This is a genomic window from Thalassospira australica, assembly GCF_000763295.1.
In the GTDB taxonomy this organism is placed as follows: Bacteria; Pseudomonadota; Alphaproteobacteria; order Rhodospirillales; family Thalassospiraceae; genus Thalassospira; species Thalassospira australica.
Window position 1 is genome coordinate 598,850 of sequence record NZ_JRJE01000032.1, and the last position, 19,052, is coordinate 617,901.

Sequence of the window (19,052 nt, forward strand, 5' to 3'; positions counted from 1 at the left end):
GCTGCTGGTGGCCCTATGCGCTTGACGTTTGCGTCAGTGCTGCCTACCTTGGCCCCATACAGCGGATCGAGGTTTGCGGGTTCGCCCGCCGTGCCTCGTAACAACTAGGATCTGAAAGCATGACCACGATTAAAGTTTCCGACGGTTCGTTTGACACCGACGTTCTGGGTTCCAACGACCCGGTTTTGGTCGATTTCTGGGCTGAGTGGTGCGGTCCGTGTAAGCAGATTGCGCCATATCTCGACGAAATTGCAGGTGAACTGGGCGGCAAGCTCAAGATCGCCAAAGTGAATATTGACGAAAACCCGAACACCCCGGCGAAATACGGTGTTCGCGGCATTCCGACCCTGATGATCTTCAAGGGCGGCGAAGTTGCGGCGATGAAAGTCGGCGCACTTCCGAAAAGCGCACTTGTTGACTGGATCAACCAGTCGATCTGATCGTTCAGGTCACATAAAACGCCAAAAAGGCGGGCTGAAATTCAGCCCGCCTTTTTATTTAGCTTCGGGATCAGCAAGTCGCTCTAATACTCGTAGGGCGTGCCGTCCATATTCTCCATCAGGACTTCGCGTTTGCCGACGTGGTTGGCTGCGGAAACGACACCGTTTTCTTCCATCTGTTCGATGATACGTGCCGCACGGTTGTAGCCGATGGACAGTTTGCGCTGTATGAAGCTGGTGGATGCCTTTTTCTCGCGCAGGACAATTCCGACCGCCTGATTATACAAATCATCATCTGATCCATTGCTGCCACCCGCACCGGCATTGCCCCCGGCCATATAGGCCGCAACCGGGTCTTCTTCGGGTTCTTCGGTAACGGTTTCAAGATAGGCCGGGTCGCCCTGATCGCGCAGGTGCTTGACGATGCTTTCGACTTCCTCGTCCGAAACGAACGGGCCGTGAACACGCTGCAAACGGCCACCTTGGCCCATATACAGCATATCCCCCTGACCCAGAAGTTGCTCGGCGCCCATTTCGCCAAGGATGGTGCGAGAATCGATTTTCGAGGTCACGGAATAGGAAATACGCGTCGGGAAGTTTGCCTTGATCGTCCCGGTAATGACGTCGACCGACGGGCGCTGGGTCGCCATAATCAGGTGCAGGCCAGCTGCACGGGCCATCTGCGCCAGTCGCTGGATCGATGCTTCAACATCCTTGCCAGCGACCAGCATAAGGTCGGCCATTTCGTCGACAATAACGACGATAAACGGCAGCGGCTCCATCGGCAGTTCCTGATCTTCAAAGATCGGCTTGCCGGTTTCGGGATCAAATCCGGTCTGAACGCGGCGGGTAAGTTGTTCGCCCTTGGCCGCGGCTTCCTTGATGCGTTTGTTATAGCCCGCAATGTTACGCACACCAACCTGACTCATGGCGCGATAACGGTCTTCCATCTCGCGCACGGCCCATTTAAGGGCGACAACCGCCTTGTGCGGGTCGGTGACAACCGGGGTCAAGAGATGCGGGATGCCATCATAGATCGACAGTTCCAGCATTTTGGGGTCGATCATGATAAAGCGGCATTCTTCGGGCCGCAGGCGATACAGCAGCGACAGGATCATCGCATTCACACCAACCGACTTACCCGACCCCGTCGTACCGGCAATCAGCAAGTGCGGCATCTTGGAAAGATCGGCAATCACCGGGGTGCCGCCAATATCTTTGCCAAGGCTCATGTTGAGTTTGCCGGAGTTCTTTTCAAAATCGCTCGACGCGAGGATTTCATGCAGATGCACGGTTTCACGACGAGAGTTTGGCAGCTCGATCCCAATGACGTTGCGTCCCGGCACCACGGCGACACGCGCGGCAATGGCGCTCATGGATCGTGCAATATCATCGGCAAGACCAATCACGCGTGATGATTTAACACCTGCAGCCGGTTCAAGTTCATAAAGGGTAACCACCGGGCCCGGTCGGACCTGAACGATTTCGCCCTTAACGCCAAAGTCCTGCAGCACGGTCTCAAGCAAGCGGGCATTTTGTGCCAGTGCTTCCTGATCAATCTGGTTGGCATCGGCCGGGTCGGGTTCGCCCAGAAGATCAAGCGGCGGGAAACGGTATTCCTCGGACCCAAGATCAAAGGATGCCTGACGTTGGGCTGCGGCCTTTTGGCTGGGCTGCAGTTTGGCCGCCGGGGCGGCAACAATATGCACAGGCGGTTCGTGATCGTCATCATCTTCGAACCCGTCATCACTTTCCGGGGCGTCTTTGGGGTCGGACCGTCGGGTGGAAATGGCAGATCCCAATTTGGATTGGCCTTTATCCATTGAGGGTTCCTGACGTGATCCGGGTGCGCGCTTGGCAATCGGCTGGTCATTGCTGCCCGTCGGGATGATTGCACGAATGCCCGAAATGACCTTGCCCCCGGCAAAGGACAGTGCCGTTCCCAACCGTTCCCATTCGGCAAGGGTATAGGCCATGCAAAAGATGGTCAGCGCCATACCAAGAATCATGGATGTCAGCGCAATCATTGCCCGTGCACCCGGCACCCAGATCATGGCAAATCCGGTCTGCAGTTTGCCCAGCAACAAATCACCTGCAAATCCACCCAGACCAACGGTAAGCGGCCAATGCATGCCCGGCTGCACGGCCGCTGCGGAAATTGCCACCAACAGCAGGGCAAGCGGCAGAACAAGGAACCGCACCCACATCCAGCGGAATGGTTTGACCGCAATCAGACGCAGGCCCCAGCCAACCAGAAGCACGGTCAGCAACGCCGAGGCCAATCCAAGCGTGCGTAGCATCAAATCCGCGCCATAGGCACCAACAACACCCAGTGGATTAAAAATCACATTGCGGTCGGTCGCATGATTAAAGGACGGATCACCGGGATGAAACCCAATCAGCATGATGAACAGGGCAATGGCCAACAGCACCAGACCAAGGCCACAAAACCGCAAGCCGGATCGCTTCAGCAATGTCACAAGACTGCCGGGCATAAAAGCGGTTCCAAGTGTGTTTGACTGACTGCTCATCTGGGTATCCGTTCTGGTTAAGTCCTGTTGTACTCAGTGGTGCGAAGGGCAGTGCGCTAGCTATCCAGCGCTTGTGCAATGCGGGTCAGTCCATCCCGCGTGGTTTCAAGATCATGGACAAGGGCAATGCGGATAAACTGTTTGCCCGGATTGTGGCCTGTGGCATCGGTCAGCGAAAGGTAACTGCCGGGGATAACCTTGACCCCGGTTTCTTTCCAGATCTTTTGGGTGGCAGCTTCGTCATTGCCAACATCCAGCCACAGGAAAAATCCACCCGGCGGACGGTAAAACCCGAACCGGTTGCCAAAGACGTTTTCGGCAACGTCGATTTTGGCGCGATAAAGGTCCCGGTTGGCCGTGGCGTGGGCATCATCATTCCAAAGCGCGGTCGATGCCGCCATAATCGGCATTGGAATGGTTGCCGAACAATAGCTGCGCAACGCGGTAAAGCGTTTGATGATCTTCGGGTCCCCGGCCACAAAGCCCGACCGTAAACCCGGTGCGCTGGATCGTTTTGACAGGCTGTGGAAGACAAGGATGTTGTCCATGTTCCCGCCCTGTGCAGCAGAAACTTCAAGCGCGCCGGTCGGTGCGACCGTGTCATAGATGTCTGCGTAACATTCATCCATCGCAAGAACGAAGTGATGCTTGCGCGCCAGACCAATCACCTTTTCCAGATAGTCGCGCGATGCAACCGCCCCTTGCGGGTTCGCTGGCGAGCACAGGAAAAACAACGCGCAGGTATCAAGGTCGTTGGCGTCAATCTGATCAAGATCCGGCAGGAAACCGTTTTCCGGTCCGGCTGCCAGCGGCACCATTTCCGCGTCGTTGAGTGCGGCCGCCCCGCAATAGACCTGATAGAACGGGTTGGGCAGCAATACCTTGGGCTTGGGGCCGGGTTGATCTTGCGGGATAACCGTGGTGGCAATCAGATAAAGCGCTTCGCGCGTGCCTGCGACCGGCAGTATGTGATCATCACGATCAATCATGGTCGTTGGCAGGTTATAACGCCGATCCAGCCAGTTTTTGATGGCTTCACGCAATTCCGGTGTGCCTGCACCGGGCGGGTATTTGTGCCAAAGTGCTGCATGTTTGACCATTGCCTCGGTAATCATCGCAGGGGGTTCGTGTTGCGGTTCACCGATCGACATAACCAACGGCGTCTGACCGGGTTCAATCCCGTCAAGCAGGGTTGCCAATCGCGGAAACGGATAGGCAGGCAATTGATCCAGGCGCGCGTTAAACATGGTCGTCGTCATTCCAGCTTGGTCTGTGGCCCCGTTGGCAACGGGGCCGAAATACAGAATATGGGTAAATTCCCCTTACTTTACCCCTATGCCAAAAGTGCAAAGAAAGATTTAAGAGACCAACTGCGATGACGTAAAAAGCGCGGAATGATCCGCATGTCAGACATATGCCAAAAGGCTCCAAAGGCGCGTGGTGTTGGTGTCCTTGCGCCGTTTGGGCACTTTTAACGCGCAAACACAAAAAGCCCGCCGCGGGAAACCCCGGGCGGGCCAGTTGGTCTGACAGGCTGGGTATCGGGCGAACCCGATACCCGTCAGGAAATCAAATCGCTTAGAAGCGCTGGGAACCCTTACCGAATTCCGGATAAGCTTCCAGGCCAAGTTCGGTTGCATCCGAACCGTTGGCTTCGCCTTCTTCGTCAAGGCGGATACCAACAGTGAATTTCAGAACCAGCCATACGATGGACGATGCAATGACGGTGAAGGCACCCATTGCAACAATACCGGTAAGCTGCGTTCCGAACGATGCACCGTCATTGGTGAACGGAACAACGATCGTGCCCCAGATACCAGCAACAAGGTGAACCGAAACCGCACCGACAACGTCGTCGATTTTCAGCTTGTCAAGCAGCGGAACCGCGACGACGACCAGGATGCCACCAATCGCACCGATGATGATGGCAGAACCAATGGTCGGGGTTGCAGGTTCAGCGGTGATCGAAACCAGACCAGCCAGTGCACCGTTCAGTGCCATGGTGAGGTCGACCTTTTTGTAAAGGATCTGGGTCAGGATGATCGCAGCAACCACACCGCCGGCCGCAGCCATAGAGGTGTTTGCAAATACGTTCGACATTTCAATGACAGCAGAGCCGGAATCCATCGCCAGCACAGATGCGCCGTTGAAGCCGAACCAGCCCATCCAGAGAATGAACGTACCGATGGTCGCAAGCGGCAGGTTTGAACCCGGCATCGGGTGAACCGAACCGTCTTCGCCGTATTTGCCTTTACGTGCACCAAGGATGATCGCACCGCTAAGCGCAGCCCAGCCACCGACCGAGTGAACAATGGTCGAACCGGCATAATCCGAGAAGCCCATTTCAGAGAGCCAGCCACCGCCCCAGGTCCATGCACCGGTGATCGGATACAGAAGACCGGTCAGAACGACGACAAAGATCAGGAACGGCCAGAGTTTGATGCGCTCGGCAACAGTACCCGACACGATGGATGCTGCGGTTGCAACAAACACCATCTGGAAGAACCAGTCAGAACTTGCAGAATATGCACCCGAGAAGTCACCACCAAGTGCGGCGGCGTCATCAGCGCTCCAAAGGCTAAGTGAACCGATCCAGCCGGTAACATCGGCATACATCAGGTTGTAGCCGATCAGGTAGTACATGATACCGGCAATGGAAAAGAGCGAGATGTTCTTGAGCAGGATGGTCGATACGTTTTTCGTGCGCACAAGGCCCGCTTCAAGCATCGCAAAGCCTGCGGCCATCCACATCACAAGGACGCCACCGAACAAGAACAGGAAGGAGTTGAGAATATAGCCGGTTTCCGGCGTAACACCCGTAAACTCGACGTCTTGTGCAATAGCTGGAGCAGCAATTGCCAGAACGGCAGTTGCTGCAGCTGCAGCAAGGCCGGTTTTCTTCATGGAAATAGTCATAATGTCTCCCCTTGTCTCTGGACTTACAGGGCGTCGTCGCCGGTTTCACCAGTGCGGATACGAACCGCCTGGCTTACATCAAGAACGAAAATCTTACCGTCCCCGATTTTCCCGGTTTGAGCAGTTTTGGTGATGGCTTCGACAACCTGATCAACCAGATTATCCGTGATGGCGACTTCCAGCTTCACCTTCGGCAAGAAGCTGACCATGTATTCAGCACCACGATAAATTTCGGTCTGACCTTTTTGACGGCCAAAACCTTTAACTTCAGTGACCGTCAAGCCCTGAACGCCCAGCGCACTAAGCGCTTCGCGGACTTCGTCCAGTTTGAACGGTTTGATGACAGCAGTAACAAGTTTCATAATATTGCGACCTCCCGGCATATCCGTTGAGTACCAACGTGGTAATCACGATTTCGCAGTCGAGGGTTCCAAACCAAGAATCGTGCCAGACTCAAAATAAAACGTTTAAGTAATTGTTTTAAAAGAAAAAATATAAGAATCCGTCAGGCATGCAGCATACTTCGCGCCACAACGGCAGGATTAAAATATGCACAAAATCTGGGGTTGTTTAAAAATTGTGCATATTTTTTAATCAACCAGACACTGAAATGAAAACCGCTTGTTGCTCAAGGCACTGGCAACCAGATTGCTTTTATTCCGAGGGGAGATTGTCGGCTTTGGCTGGTTGGGTGGTGTGCGCCACCCTATGAATATGTGCAAGATGATGATCGGGGCGGGTTGTGGGCGCGTATCGGGCAGGGTAAACATGGGGCAGACCCGTCCACGATGACGTATTGCGTCAGGTCAACGCACTGTACTGGATCCGGGTCTAAACCGGGATTACTGTCCAAGACCAAACGAAACAGGAATGCGCGACATGCATGATCATCAGGCACTTCACACCGATGTCATCATTCTGGGTGGTGGTTTGAACGGTGCGGCCATGGCATTGGCGTTGGCCCATGGGGGTGTCAGCTCTGTGGTGATTGATTATGCAGACCCCAAAACCATTCTGAGTGCCAATTATGATGGCCGGACGTGCGCGATTGCAGCTGCCTCCAAATCCGTGCTTGAGGTTGTTGGCGCCTGGGAACATATGGCCGATGCGGCCGAGCCGATCCTTGATATCCGCATTGCCGACGGTCAAAGCCCGCTGTTCCTGCATTATGATCATCATGAAGTCGGTGACGAACCGCTTGGCTATATTGTCGAAAACCTTGTGACCCGTGGTGCGCTGTATCGTGCGACAGAACAAAGCGATCTGATTAAAATGATTGCACCGGCAAAGGTCGTGGACATCGCCCGTGATCAGGGGGCGATGACCCTTACGCTTGAAGATGGCCAATCAATCCGCGCGCCGCTTGCCATCGGGGCCGAGGGGCGCAATTCGATGCTGCGCAAATGGGCCGGTATCAAAACCTATGACTGGAGCTACAAGCAAAGTGCTGTGGTCTGCACGGTAAAACACCAGCAGCCCCACAATGGTCTGGCAGTGGAGCATTTCCTGCCTGCGGGTCCCTTTGCCATTTTGCCGATGACAGATAATCGTTGTTCCATCGTCTGGACCGAAGGAACCGAGCTTGCCAATTATCTGGTCAACCTTGATGAGGAAACCTTTGTCGATGAGCTGCATCGTCGCTTTGATGGCTATCTGGGTGATCTGGAAGTTGTCGGGCCGCGGTTCTGCTATCCGCTTGGTTTGCAGCATGCCTATCACTACACCGAAGACCGGATTGCCCTGATTGGTGATGCGGCGCACGGCATGCACCCGATTGCCGGGCAGGGGCTGAACATGGGCATTCGCGATGTTGCGGTTCTTGCCGAAATTCTGGTCAATGCGCGCCGTCTGGGCCGGGATATCGGCAGTGCCGATGTGTTGGCGGAATATGAACAGTGGCGGCGTTTTGATAACACCGTGATGCTGGCGGTGACCGATGTGACCAACCGGTTGTTTTCAAATGATATCGCCCCGGTTCGTTGGGCACGTGACATCGGTTTGGCAATTGTGCAGAAAATTCCGCCCCTGAAAAAGACCTTCATGTCCCACGCGATGGGCTATGCCGGAACCCTGCCGAAACTGATGCAGGGCAAATCTCTTTAGATCGGGATGCGACCGGCCTCTGGGTCAGAAGCTTTGGCATGATCTGACTGAGCCATGTCGCAAATATACGTGGTTCAGTTAAAAACCGTTCTAAATACTGTCGTTTTTTGTCGGTGAGTGTTGATTTGTGTCAACAAGTCAGCAACTACAAAGGCGCAATGTCCCCCGCGACCTGATGCAGTAAATAGGGGACAGATGATGTCATTTACCAACAAACTTCTCGGCACAGCCGTTTTGGGCGCCATGTTGGCAGCCACACTTTTTGCAGCCGAACCTGCCCTGGCGCAAACGGCGGAATTTAAAACCAAGCAGGCCGGTGACTTTGTCATTCGTGCGCGTGGTATTGCCATGGTGCCCGACGAAGATACCTACGACGATACGCTCAACACTGGCGAAGGCCATTTAAATAATGACGTCGTGCCGGAAGTCGATTTTTCCTACTTCCTGACCGATAATCTTGCCTTGGAACTGATCGCGGCGACCACCAAGCATGATCTGACCTGGCAGAACCCCGATCTCGATGCCGGTTCCGTGCGCCTGCTGCCGCCGACCTTGACGCTGCAATATCACTTCATGCCGGAAAGCCGCTGGAGCCCGTATGTTGGTGCGGGCATCAACTATACCTTCTTTTATGATTCCAAACCCGGTCAGTTCAATTCCGTCAAATATGATGACGGATTTGGTTATGCCTTCCAGGCCGGGTTTGATTACGCCATTTCCGGTCCATGGTCGGTCAATGTGGACGTCAAAAAGGTCTATCTTGATACCGATATCAGCATCAACAACGGGGCAAATACCGCCAAGGCCCATCTTGATCCATGGGTCTTTGGTGTCGGTGTCGGATATCGCTTCTAAGATCACAACCGGTCAGATATTTGTCCGGGCGTCTAAAAGCGGTCCTGTGAAACAGGGCCGCTTTTGCTGTTTATAACGTATTCGATGGAAACCGACTCGCTATGGGTCGTAATTATTCAACCGTGCGAAATAACGTTAAGGTTCGCGTGATAATCCGCGTGCTTCAAGGGCAGCAAGATAATCTGCCCAAAGCTTGTCTTGGCTATCATGAAGTTCACGCAGGTACTGCCAGCTAAACAATCCACTGTCGTGAAGGTCATCAAAGGTGATGCGCACCGCGTAATTTCCGACCGGGGAAATGTCGATGATGCCAACGTGACGACGGCCGGGGATGATTTTCTTTTCCGACGGATGGTGGCCTTGTACCTCTGCCGAGGGGCTTTCAACCCGAAGCAATTCAGCGCTCAGACGTGTTGAAATACCATCATCCCAGATGATTTCCAGAATGTGGTCATCGCGCAGATAGTTGATTTCAACTGGCGAGAATTGCGGGGTGAAGCTGTCTTTATTCTGGTTCATGACAAAGCAATGGCGCCTTAATCTTCGATGGCGCGTGCTTCGTCGGGCAGCATAATCGGAATGCCATCGCGGATCGGATAGGCAAGACCAGCTTTCGGGCTGATCAGTTCGTTGTTGTCACGATCATATTCAAGCGCCTGCTTGGTGACCGGACAGACAAGGATCTCAAGAAGTTTCGGGTCTACCGGGCTATGGGTCGTGGTCATGAATTCAGCCTTCGGGTTCGATGTGCCGTTAAAGCGGCACGGATGTTCAGTTGGTGTTGCTGTATGTTTGCTTGGGACTGGCATGTGCGGCCATTTCAAGCAAGGTTGTCAGCATATCGCCGCGATCATACAGGGTTGTGCATTCCAGCAAAGCCTGTTTTTCAAGCGGACTTAACCGGCAGCCCATCGAAATGGTTGTAATCAGCATTTCATCATCGCTATCAGCCAGCGTGTCCCAGCAGGACCGCAGTGAATGATGGGCAAAATAGGTCTCAAGCGCGATGCGCAGCCGGTCACGATTGATCGGCATGTCGTCATGCGCAGGGATCGACAGGTCATCTTTCCAGGGGCTGAAATCACCCCGCACCGTGCGATACCCGCCCTCGTTTGTTGGCAATTCCTCGATCACGGTAAAGCGGCACACGCCGGTCAGCGTGATCAAAAAACGGCCATCATCGGTTTCGCTAAAGGCGGTAATGCGGCCCGCACATCCTGTGGAAAAAATCTCCGGGTGGTCCGGGTCCATGAAGTAATCGTTGTGCTGATCCGGGCGGGGTTGAATCATGCCAATGATCCGGTCCTGTCCCAGTGCATCGGTTACCATGTTCATGTAGCGCGGTTCAAAAATATTGAGCGGCAAATGCCCGCGCGGCAGCAAAAGAGCACCGCTCAGCGGAAACACCGGCATCACTTCAGGAAGATCTGAAAACTCAGGGTCGAATGGGCCGCATATGCTCATGAAAACAATACCGTTGATAGGGCGCGGCGTCCGGCGACGCTGGCAGGGTCCATCGGGCCCCAGGCTTCAAAAAACTTCAGGAGCTGCGTGCGTCCTGCATCTTCATTCCATTCGCGATCCGTGCGAATGATCGTGATCATGGCATTTACCGCTTCATCGCGTTTGTTGGTGGCAAAGCACGCCATGCCATAATCAAACTGTGCCTGCATGTTGCCGGGATCGGCCTCGACCTTTGCACGTGCCTCATCAAGATCAGCACTGCTATATCCGGTTTCGGCCAGTTCAAGGGCACTGATGGCAGCCGAAATTGGTGCCTTCAAACGATCGGTATCCGACATGTTGTCGACAAAGTGGCGTGTTTCTTCAACTTCACCCATGCCAACCATGCAGCGGATCATGCCGCCAATCGCAATTTCATTTTCCTGTTCACGTTCAAGCACGCTGACATACAGGCCGTGCGCTGTTTCATAATCATCTGCGCCAAGTGCTGCGTCGGCCTGCTCCAGCAGGGCTTCAATCGGGCTTTCAATCGGGCCACCGGCAAGGCGTTCGTAAAAGGCACGCACTTCGCTTTCGGGCTGACCACCCTGAAAACCATCCACAGGACGACCGCCCTTAAACGCATAGACCGTCGGCACGGACTGAATGCGCAATTGGGCTGCCAGTTCCTGATTTTCATCGATATTGATCTTGACCAGTTTGACGCGCCCGCCTGCCTCACGGGTGACTTTTTCAATCACCGGCGTCAGGTTTTTGCACGGCCCGCACCACGGTGCCCAGAAGTCGACAACAATCGGCGTCTCCATGGACGGTTCAATAACGTCCTGAACGAACGTTTCGACACTGCTGTCCTTGATCAGGTCAGAATCCTGATTTGGAGTGGTGGCGTTATCTGGCGCATTTGCGTCAAGAATGATCGACATTTTTGTTTACTCTCTAATTCTGAATTCTAGATGATACCGCTGGGCCTGAACGACAAGAGGCGGCCATCTGATATTGCGCGTCACTTAGACTTAAATATAAGCGGATCTAAGGGCTTATCCAGCCCTTTCCCTAAGCTGTCCTTGGTTCATTTATCTGTGTTTTCATGGGGTTCGGTGTCGAAATCGATGACCAAAGGTTCATAGCCGAGGGCGGAGACAAATTTCAAAAGGTCTGACGATGAAATTGTCGTGGTTCGGTCATTGCGCAAGGGGTGGAAGTTCAGAACATCCCCATTGGCAAGTTTTGCATCAAGAACCAGTTTGACTTTGCGCGCCTGATCATTGATCAGGGCAAATGGCGTCACCGACCCCGGTTTGATGCCAAGGGTTTCGATCAGAAGTTCCGGTTTGCCAAAGGAAAGGCGCGCACATCCAAGGCGCTTGTGCAGGTGGTTCATCCGAATTTCGGTTTCTTCCTCTGCAACGACAAGCCACAATTCCCCCTTCTTGTCTTTGACAAACAGGTTCTTGGAATGAAGCCCCGGCAGGTCACCGCGCAGCTTTTGCGAATCCTCAACTGTAAACAGTGGTTCATGTTCATGTGTTGTCGTTTCGATGCCCAATTTGTTCAGGTGATCGAAAAGCAGGGTTGATGGATCGCTCATGCTCTTTCCCTTGTGGCTGTGCGCCAAAAGATAACCAAGTTCAAAACCAGACGCAAATTTGCGTAAACCGGGTCGGATTTCGGCAATTGAGGCGGCTAAAGTCAAGGAAAACCGCCAAAATTCCATATGTTACGTTTTCGCGGAAAAAAGGGTTGCAATCGCTCTTTGTTGGGCTATTATCCGCGCCGCTCCACAGGGGCAGGAAACATACTGATGATTGCGGGCGTAGCTCAGGGGTAGAGCATAACCTTGCCAAGGTTAGGGTCGAGAGTTCGAATCTCTTCGCCCGCTCCATCAGATGGTTTCCAAATGCATCGCTTTCATGATGATGCGGGCGTAGCTCAGGGGTAGAGCATAACCTTGCCAAGGTTAGGGTCGAGAGTTCGAATCTCTTCGCCCGCTCCATGATGAAAGTTTCAAAAGGCTGTCCTTCGGGGCAGCCTTTTTGCTTTTGCGCCCGTGGTGTGCGGTTTGGTCTTTGTGCTTGCGCCACGGCGGTTTTTATCGTGTGTTTTGAAAATGTCTGATCAAAGTTCAAGCAAAACACCAGCTTTCGGGAAAACAATCTTCACAGTGGGCTATGCCGGGCATGATCGGGAAAGCTTGCTGGCCTTGTTTAAGGCGCACGCGATTACGGCGGTGGCGGATATCCGCACTTTCAAACGATCAAGCTATTGGACCGCCTTTGATTCTGAAAGCTTTGGGCCATACCTGCGCGAAAATGGAATTGCCTATGTCTTTATGGGCGATGTCATGGGCGGCAAGCCGCAAATTCCCGGTCTTTATCCCGATGGGCAGCTTGATTATGGCCTTATGGCTGGGCGAGATGACTTCAAATCCGGCATCAAGCGGCTGGTTGCGGGGGCTGACAAATACCGTATCTGTTTGATGTGTGCGGAAAAGGACCCGCTTGATTGCCATCGCACCTTATTGATTGCCCCTGCGTTAAAGGACGCGGGCTTTGATCTTTGCCATCTTGTCGACGGTCGGGTTGAAACGCAGGCCGAAACAGATGCCCGGATGATTGCGATCAATGGTGGGGATGAGCCTGATTTGTTTGCGGCTGCCGAACCTGATCCGGAGTCGGAATTGAAGCTGGCCATGGCGCGGCAGATCAAGCGCGTCGCCCCCAAGGCGGATGATGCCATCAAGCAGCGCTAGTCCGAAACTCAGCCCATAATGTTATAGCCGCCATCAATATGCACGACATCGCCTGTCAGCGATTTTGCCCGGTCACTCACCAGAAAAGCAGCCAGTTCGCCAATCTCATCAATGGTCACCAGACGTTTGGATGGGGCGCGTTGGGTGGCGGTATCCATCAAATGCTGAAATTCGGCAATCCCGGATGCAGCCCGCGTCAGCAACGGGCCTGGCGATATCGCATGGCAACGGATGCCCTTTGGCCCCAGTTCCGCCGCCATGTAACGCGTCATGCTTTCAAGGCTGGCCTTGATCGGCCCCATAACGCCGTAGTGATCAATCACCCGTTCTGACCCCATATAGGTCACCGTCAAAAGCGTTCCGCCGTCCGTCATCAGGGGTTCTGCACGTTTTGCAAGCCGGGCAAAGGAATGACACGAAATATCCATCGCAGCCAAAAATCCATCGCGCGAACAATCCACAACCCGTCCATGCAGGTCATCGGCAGGGGCAAAGGCAATGGAATGCAGAACAAAATCAAGCTTGCCCCATTTATCGGCAATCTCGGAAAACAGATTGTCTGCCTGTTGTTCGTCGCGGACATCAAGCGGGGCAAAGATCGGGGCGCCGATTTCCTCGGCCAGCGGCTGAACAAATCTTTTGGCTTTTTCATTAAGATGGGTGACTGCGATATCGGCCCCTTCGCGTCGGCAAACACGGGCACACCCCCAGGCAATGGACATTTCGTTGGCAATTCCAACGATCAGACCTTTCTTTCCGTCAAGCATGCTGTGCCTCCGTTGCAGGCCATGTGCAGTTGCGAAGCAATCGGTGAAATTGCCCCGTTATCAAAGTGTACCCTGATTTGCAGTGCAAAAAAGTGCAAAATTCTGTGACAAGATGCAGTTGCCGATGAAAAATCGGTTCGGACTAGCACATTGGTTAAATGAATTTTTTTTGTGCAGAAGCATAGTTTTTAGGCACATGATCCGCTATGTGTAGCTTTGAGGGAAATCTGCGGAATTTCAGCTCTTAACCCCTATGGAAAACCCCGATTTCCTTCCCAAATTGGGTGCAGACCCTAACGAAACAAAATCCGTGGTGTGTAACGCCGGTCGCAAAGGTCGGTGTTTCGGTTCTGGCAAACAGAACCGGGAAAAAGGGAAATTGGTCATGAAAGCCCGAAACGACGACCCGAAACGGGAAGTCATCGACAAGGTTGTCGAGAAAATCCAGCAACGTTTGACAGGTGCCATGGCGAAGGATGCAGAAGCATTCGTTCGCCTTTTTTATAAGGATGTTCCGCCCGACGACATGGCAGGTCGCTCAGTCGACTCGCTTTATGGCGCGGCGTTAACGCTTTACAAATTCGCGCAAAAGCGCGCCTCAGCCGATACGGCCAAAATCCGGGTTTACAACCCTGATCTTGAAGAACACGGTTGGACGTCCGATCACACCGTGATCGAAATCAACAATACCGACATGCCGTTTCTGGTCGACTCGGTCACATCCGCCCTGCACGAACTTGATCTGACCGTACATCTGGTGATCCACCCGATCATGCGGATCAAGCGAAACGACAAGGGTGAACTTCAATCTGTTGCCGGTGTCGAAGAAAGCGAAGATCCCCGTGAATCGGTCATGCATGTCGAGATCGACGAGCAGACCGATAAAGCGGTTCTCAAAAAGGTTCATGACCGACTTGAAAACAGCCTGACCGATGTCGCGCTTGCGGTGCGTGACTGGCAGCCGATGCTCAAAAAGGTCACAGAGGTCCTTGATGAAATCGGCGAGGCCAAAGCACACGAAGGCGAAGGTGACCGTCGTGAAGTGCAGGATTTCCTTGGCTGGCTGCACAATGATCACTTCACCTTCCTGGGTTACCGCGAATACAGCTTTAAGACGTCGGGCAAGAAGGCCCCGGTCGATGTCGAAGTGAAAAACCAGCTCGGCATCCTGTCGCGCGAAGGTACCCATGTTTTTGACGAGTTGCGTCAGATTGGTAACCTGTCGGCCGAGGTTCAGGACTTTGTGACCAAGCCGAACCTGTTGATGGTGACCAAGGCCAATAAACAATCAACGGTCCATCGTTCGGTTCACCTTGATACGATTGTCGTCAAGCAATTCGATGCCAAAGGCAAGGTTGTCGGGCAGCACCTGTTTGTCGGTCTGTTTACATCGGTCGCCTATAACCTCAGTCCGCGTTTGATCCCGCTTCTGCGCATGAAGCTGGACGAAACCGTCAAACGTGCCGGTTTCCCGCCTGCCAGCCACGATGGCAAGGCGTTGGTCAATATTCTGGAAACCTACCCGCGTGACGAATTGTTCCAGGTTGATCTGGATGACCTGTATCATACCTGCATGGGCATTCTGCACCTGCAGGAACGCCAACGCATTGCGCTATTTGTGCGCCGCGATGCGTTTGAACGGTTTGTTTCCTGTCAGCTCTTTTGCCCGCGTGATCGCTTCTCGACCAAGCTGCGCCTGAAATTTCAGAAGGTCATCGAAGACGCCTTTGAAGGCAAGGTCACTGCGCACTACACCCTGATTGGCGACAGCCCGCTGGCCCGGTTGCACCTGTTGGTTAAAACAAGTCCCGGCGAGTTGCCTGATTACAACATTGCCGATATCGAACGCCAGTTGGTCGAAGCCGCCCGTGACTGGTCCGATACGCTGCGTCAGGTTCTTGTCCGCGAACAGGGCGAAGAACGTGGACTGGCGCTGCATCGCCGTTACGGCGAGAGCTTCTCGACCGATTATCGTGAACGCTTCACTGTCGAAAGTGCCGGACTTGATATCGAGCGCATCGAAGATGTTATCAAAGCCAAAGATTTGCGCGTGAACCTCTATCGCCCGATTGAGGCGGCAGAAAACGAACTGCGGTTTAAAATTTACAATCCCGGTGCGCCGGTGCCGCTGTCTGATGTCCTGCCCATGCTTGAAAACATGGGGCTTAAGGTCATTACCGAAAATCCATTCACGGTAAGCCCGCGCGATGTGGACACACAGGTCCGCATTCACGACTTCGGCGTTGTCGTCGACGGCGAGTTCAACCTCCATGACGTGCGCAACAAGTTCCAGGACCTGTTCGTGCAGATGTGGCATGGCGAAGTTGAAAACGACGCCTTTAACCGGCTTGTACTTCTGGGCAATCTGCATTGGCGCGAAGTCGTGATTCTTCGGGCCTATGCGCGCTACACCCGTCAGACCGGTTCGGCCTTCTCGCAGGCCTATATGGCCAAGACCCTTGCCAATAATCCGGGTTTGGCATCAGCCATTGTGTCGCTGTTCATCGCACGGTTTGACCCGGATCGGGATGCGAAAAGAGACAGCGATGTCGCGGCAATTGAAGCCGATATCCTCGCCCGTCTTGAAGATGTAATGAACCCGGATGAAGACCGCATTTTGCGTGCCTTCCTCAATCTGGTGCAGGCGACTTTGCGCACCAACTTCTTCCAGAATGACGCGGATGGAAATCCCAAGTCCTATCTGTCGGTCAAATTCAATTCGGCCGAGATCGAAGACCTGCCGCTGCCCCGTCCGTGGCGTGAAATCTTTGTCTATTCTCCGCGGGTCGAAGCCGTTCACCTGCGCGGAGGTCCGGTTGCGCGTGGCGGTATTCGCTGGTCCGACCGGCAGGAAGATTTCCGCACCGAAATTCTCGGTCTGGTCAAAGCCCAGATGGTCAAGAATGCCGTCATCGTGCCGGTTGGCTCCAAGGGTGGTTTTGTTGTGAAACGCCCGCCGGTCGATGGCACACGTGAAGCGTTCCTTGAAGAAGGCATTGCCTGTTACAAAACGCTGATGAGCGGCATGCTTGATATCACTGACAATATCGTTGCCGGTGAAATTGTTGCTCCTGAACGTGTGGTCCGTCTTGATGATGACGATCCTTATCTGGTTGTGGCGGCGGATAAGGGCACGGCGACATTTTCTGACATCGCCAATGGTGTCGCGCGTGATTATGGCTTCTGGCTGGATGATGCTTTTGCATCTGGCGGGTCGCAGGGCTATGACCACAAGAAAATGGGTATTACCGCCCGTGGTGCGTGGGAGTCGGTCAAACGTCATTTCCGCGAAATGGGCAAGAACATCCAGACCACGCCGTTCACAGTTGCCGGTGTTGGCGACATGTCGGGTGACGTGTTTGGCAATGGCATGTTGCTGTCCGAACAAATCAAGCTCGTAGCCGCCTTTAACCACATGCATATTTTTGTCGATCCGGACCCGGACCCGGCCAAAAGCTTTGCCGAACGCAAACGGCTGTTTGATATGCCGCGTTCAAGCTGGGCCGATTACGACAAGAAAATCCTGTCCAAGGGGGGCGAGATTTTTGACCGCAAGGCCAAAACTCTTGATCCTTCCCCCGAGGTTCGCAAACTTCTGGGCCTTGAAAGTGGCAAGGTGACCCCGGCTGCGATGATGCAGGCCATTCTGAAGTCCGAGGTCGAACTTCTGTGGTTTGGCGGTATCGGCACCTATATCAAATCCAACACCGAAACCAATGCCGACGCCGGTGATCGCGCCAATGATGCCATCCGCATCAACGGTCGTGACGTCCGTGCCAAGGTGGTGGGCGAGGGCGCAAACCTTGGTGCGACGCAGCGCGGACGTATCGAATACGCCCAGGCCGGTGGGCGTCTGAATACCGATGCAATTGATAATGCCGCCGGGGTGAATTGCTCGGACCATGAGGTCAACATCAAGATCCTGGTGGGCGAAGTGGTGGCGGCCGGTGACATGACCGAAAAGCAGCGCAACAAGTTGCTTGTCGATATGACCGACGAGGTCGGGGAACTGGTCCTGCGCGACAGCTATCTGCAAAGTCAGGCCATCTCGAATGCGGATGCGGCACGTGCCGATCTGCTTGATGCGCAAGTGCGATTGATCCGGATGTTGGAGCGCGAAGGACGTCTCAACCGCGAAATTGAATATCTTCCCGATGACGAAGAATTGGCTCGACGTGCCAACGCCAACGAAGGCCTGACCCGTCCGGAAGTCTCTGTGCTGATGCCATATGCCAAGCTGTGGTTATATGACGAAATCCTTGAATCGGATCTGCCCGATGATCCGGTTCTGGTCGAGGAGCTGGTGCGTTATTTCCCGACAGCGGTGCGCAAGAAATATGCCGATGCCATTTCAAGCCACCGTCTGAAACGTGAAATCATCGCCACGGTTGCGACCAACAGTCTGGTGAACCGGGTGGGTGGCACATTTGTCCATGACATGATGGAGGCAACCGGCCTGTCGGCGGTTGACGTATCACGCGGGTATCTGATTACCCGTGCGGTCTTTGGGCTTCGTGATGTCTGGGCCGGGATCGAGGCGCTCGACAATGTGGTGCTGGCAAAGCTGCAAACCGGCATGTTCCGCGAAATCAACCGCATGGTTAATGACGTGACCCAGTGGTTCTTGCGCAACTGCGAAGAACTGAATGTCGGCGCCAAGATCGAAATGTTCCGCCCGGCCGTGACCAAGGTTATCGATGTCTTTAATGACGTCGTGCCCGAAGACGCCAGCGCACGCACAGCGATGGAACAAAAGACCCAGTCACTGGTGGCGCAGGGTGTGCCCGAAGATCTCGCCTGGCGGGTCGCGGCGGCACCGCAAATGGTGGCAATTGCCGATGTGGTCCGCATTGCCGAGGCAACCGGACGTGATGTGATCGAAGTATCTTCGACCTACTTTGCGGTCGGGTCACGCTTCCAGCTTGGTTTGATGCGTGCGGCTGCCGAGTCCATCGAAGCCGAAACCTATTGGCAGAAACAGGCACGTGCGGCCGTGATTGATGATCTGTTTGGGCATCAACGCGAACTGACCCGTTCTGTTCTGGCAGCAGGTGAAAAGGGTTCCTCTGGTGCCGAACTTGTTGATGTCTGGGTGCAGGGGCGTCAGCGCGGCTGTGCACGCTGTGATGATCTGATCAACGAGCTGCGCTCTGCCGGTCATATTGATCTGGCGATGATTACGGTTGCCAACCGGCAGATCAGGGCGCTTACCGGTGCCTGATCAATA

At 54.1% G+C, this 19,052-nt stretch carries 15 protein-coding genes and 2 tRNA genes; 7 read left to right on the forward strand and 10 right to left on the reverse strand.

What is annotated here, in order from left to right:
• The first annotated feature begins 119 nt into the window (after positions 1–119).
• On the forward strand, positions 120–440 hold the full coding sequence (gene trxA / locus JF44_RS0118915) for a thioredoxin TrxA (protein WP_008888557.1): 321 nt from the start codon (positions 120–122) through the stop codon (positions 438–440).
• Between the two features lie 83 nt (positions 441–523).
• On the opposite strand, the gene JF44_RS0118920 is transcribed toward trxA (JF44_RS0118915), so the two are convergent.
• The 4 genes from JF44_RS0118920 to JF44_RS0118935 all read right to left on the reverse strand — a co-directional run bounded on the left by JF44_RS0118920 (position 524) and on the right by JF44_RS0118935 (position 6,249).
• Positions 524–2,971, reverse strand: a complete 2,448-nt coding sequence (locus JF44_RS0118920; RefSeq protein ID WP_052066050.1) for a DNA translocase FtsK — start codon at positions 2,969–2,971, stop codon at positions 524–526.
• A 56-nt stretch (positions 2,972–3,027) separates the two neighbouring features.
• On the reverse strand, positions 3,028–4,230 hold the full coding sequence (locus JF44_RS0118925; RefSeq protein WP_033070454.1) for an aminotransferase class I/II-fold pyridoxal phosphate-dependent enzyme: 1,203 nt from the start codon (positions 4,228–4,230) through the stop codon (positions 3,028–3,030).
• A 319-nt stretch (positions 4,231–4,549) separates the two neighbouring features.
• Complete coding sequence (locus tag JF44_RS0118930; RefSeq protein ID WP_033070455.1) at positions 4,550–5,887, reverse strand: ammonium transporter family protein; 1,338 nt, start codon at positions 5,885–5,887, stop codon at positions 4,550–4,552.
• 23 nt (positions 5,888–5,910) lie between these two features.
• Entirely contained in the window at positions 5,911–6,249 is a 339-nt protein-coding gene (locus JF44_RS0118935; protein ID WP_007088725.1) for a P-II family nitrogen regulator, read from the reverse strand.
• Positions 6,250–6,766: 517 nt separating this feature from the next.
• On the opposite strand from JF44_RS0118935, the gene JF44_RS0118940 reads away from it, so the two are divergent.
• Together JF44_RS0118940 and JF44_RS0118945 are read left to right on the forward strand one after the other, a co-directional pair.
• Positions 6,767–7,990: a UbiH/UbiF/VisC/COQ6 family ubiquinone biosynthesis hydroxylase gene (locus JF44_RS0118940; RefSeq protein WP_033070716.1), complete on the forward strand. Its 1,224-nt coding sequence runs from the start codon at positions 6,767–6,769 to the stop codon at positions 7,988–7,990.
• 198 nt (positions 7,991–8,188) lie between these two features.
• A complete protein-coding gene (locus JF44_RS0118945; RefSeq protein WP_033070717.1) occupies positions 8,189–8,845 on the forward strand; it encodes an OmpW/AlkL family protein in 657 nt (218 codons plus the stop codon).
• A 135-nt stretch (positions 8,846–8,980) separates the two neighbouring features.
• Here the strand turns inward: JF44_RS0118945 and JF44_RS0118950 are convergent, their stop codons facing one another.
• From JF44_RS0118950 to JF44_RS0118970, 5 genes are all read right to left on the reverse strand, one after another.
• Complete coding sequence (locus JF44_RS0118950) at positions 8,981–9,364, reverse strand: gamma-butyrobetaine hydroxylase family protein (RefSeq protein ID WP_033070456.1); 384 nt, start codon at positions 9,362–9,364, stop codon at positions 8,981–8,983.
• A 17-nt stretch (positions 9,365–9,381) separates the two neighbouring features.
• Positions 9,382–9,570, reverse strand: coding sequence for a Trm112 family protein (locus JF44_RS0118955; RefSeq protein WP_033070457.1), 189 nt, complete (start codon positions 9,568–9,570; stop codon positions 9,382–9,384).
• Between the two features lie 46 nt (positions 9,571–9,616).
• Positions 9,617–10,309, reverse strand: coding sequence for an LON peptidase substrate-binding domain-containing protein (locus JF44_RS0118960; protein ID WP_033070458.1), 693 nt, complete (start codon positions 10,307–10,309; stop codon positions 9,617–9,619).
• Positions 10,306–11,232, reverse strand: a complete 927-nt coding sequence (gene trxA / locus JF44_RS0118965) for a thioredoxin (protein ID WP_033070459.1) — start codon at positions 11,230–11,232, stop codon at positions 10,306–10,308. The genes JF44_RS0118960 and trxA (JF44_RS0118965) overlap by 4 nt, the downstream gene beginning before the upstream one ends.
• Positions 11,233–11,378: 146 nt before the next feature.
• Complete coding sequence (locus JF44_RS0118970; RefSeq protein ID WP_033070718.1) at positions 11,379–11,897, reverse strand: prolyl-tRNA synthetase associated domain-containing protein; 519 nt, start codon at positions 11,895–11,897, stop codon at positions 11,379–11,381.
• Positions 11,898–12,116: 219 nt separating this feature from the next.
• Between JF44_RS0118970 and JF44_RS0118975 the strand changes: the two genes are divergently transcribed.
• From JF44_RS0118975 to JF44_RS0118985, 3 genes are all read left to right on the forward strand, one after another.
• Positions 12,117–12,191, forward strand: a tRNA-Gly gene (locus tag JF44_RS0118975).
• Between the two features lie 36 nt (positions 12,192–12,227).
• Positions 12,228–12,302, forward strand: a tRNA-Gly gene (locus JF44_RS0118980).
• A gap of 114 nt (positions 12,303–12,416) precedes the next feature.
• The gene (locus tag JF44_RS0118985; protein ID WP_052066051.1) at positions 12,417–13,058 is read left to right on the forward strand and encodes a DUF488 domain-containing protein; all 642 of its coding nucleotides are present in this window, start codon (positions 12,417–12,419) and stop codon (positions 13,056–13,058) included.
• A gap of 8 nt (positions 13,059–13,066) precedes the next feature.
• On the opposite strand, the gene fabI is transcribed toward JF44_RS0118985, so the two are convergent.
• Positions 13,067–13,825 carry an enoyl-ACP reductase FabI gene (fabI, locus tag JF44_RS0118990; RefSeq protein WP_033070460.1) on the reverse strand — a complete coding sequence of 253 codons (759 nt, stop codon included), beginning with the start codon at positions 13,823–13,825 and terminating at the stop codon, positions 13,067–13,069.
• A 385-nt stretch (positions 13,826–14,210) separates the two neighbouring features.
• Here fabI and JF44_RS0118995 point away from each other — a divergent pair, with 385 nt between their 5' ends.
• Complete coding sequence (locus JF44_RS0118995; protein WP_033070720.1) at positions 14,211–19,046, forward strand: NAD-glutamate dehydrogenase; 4,836 nt, start codon at positions 14,211–14,213, stop codon at positions 19,044–19,046.
• Positions 19,047–19,052 lie beyond the last annotated feature (6 nt).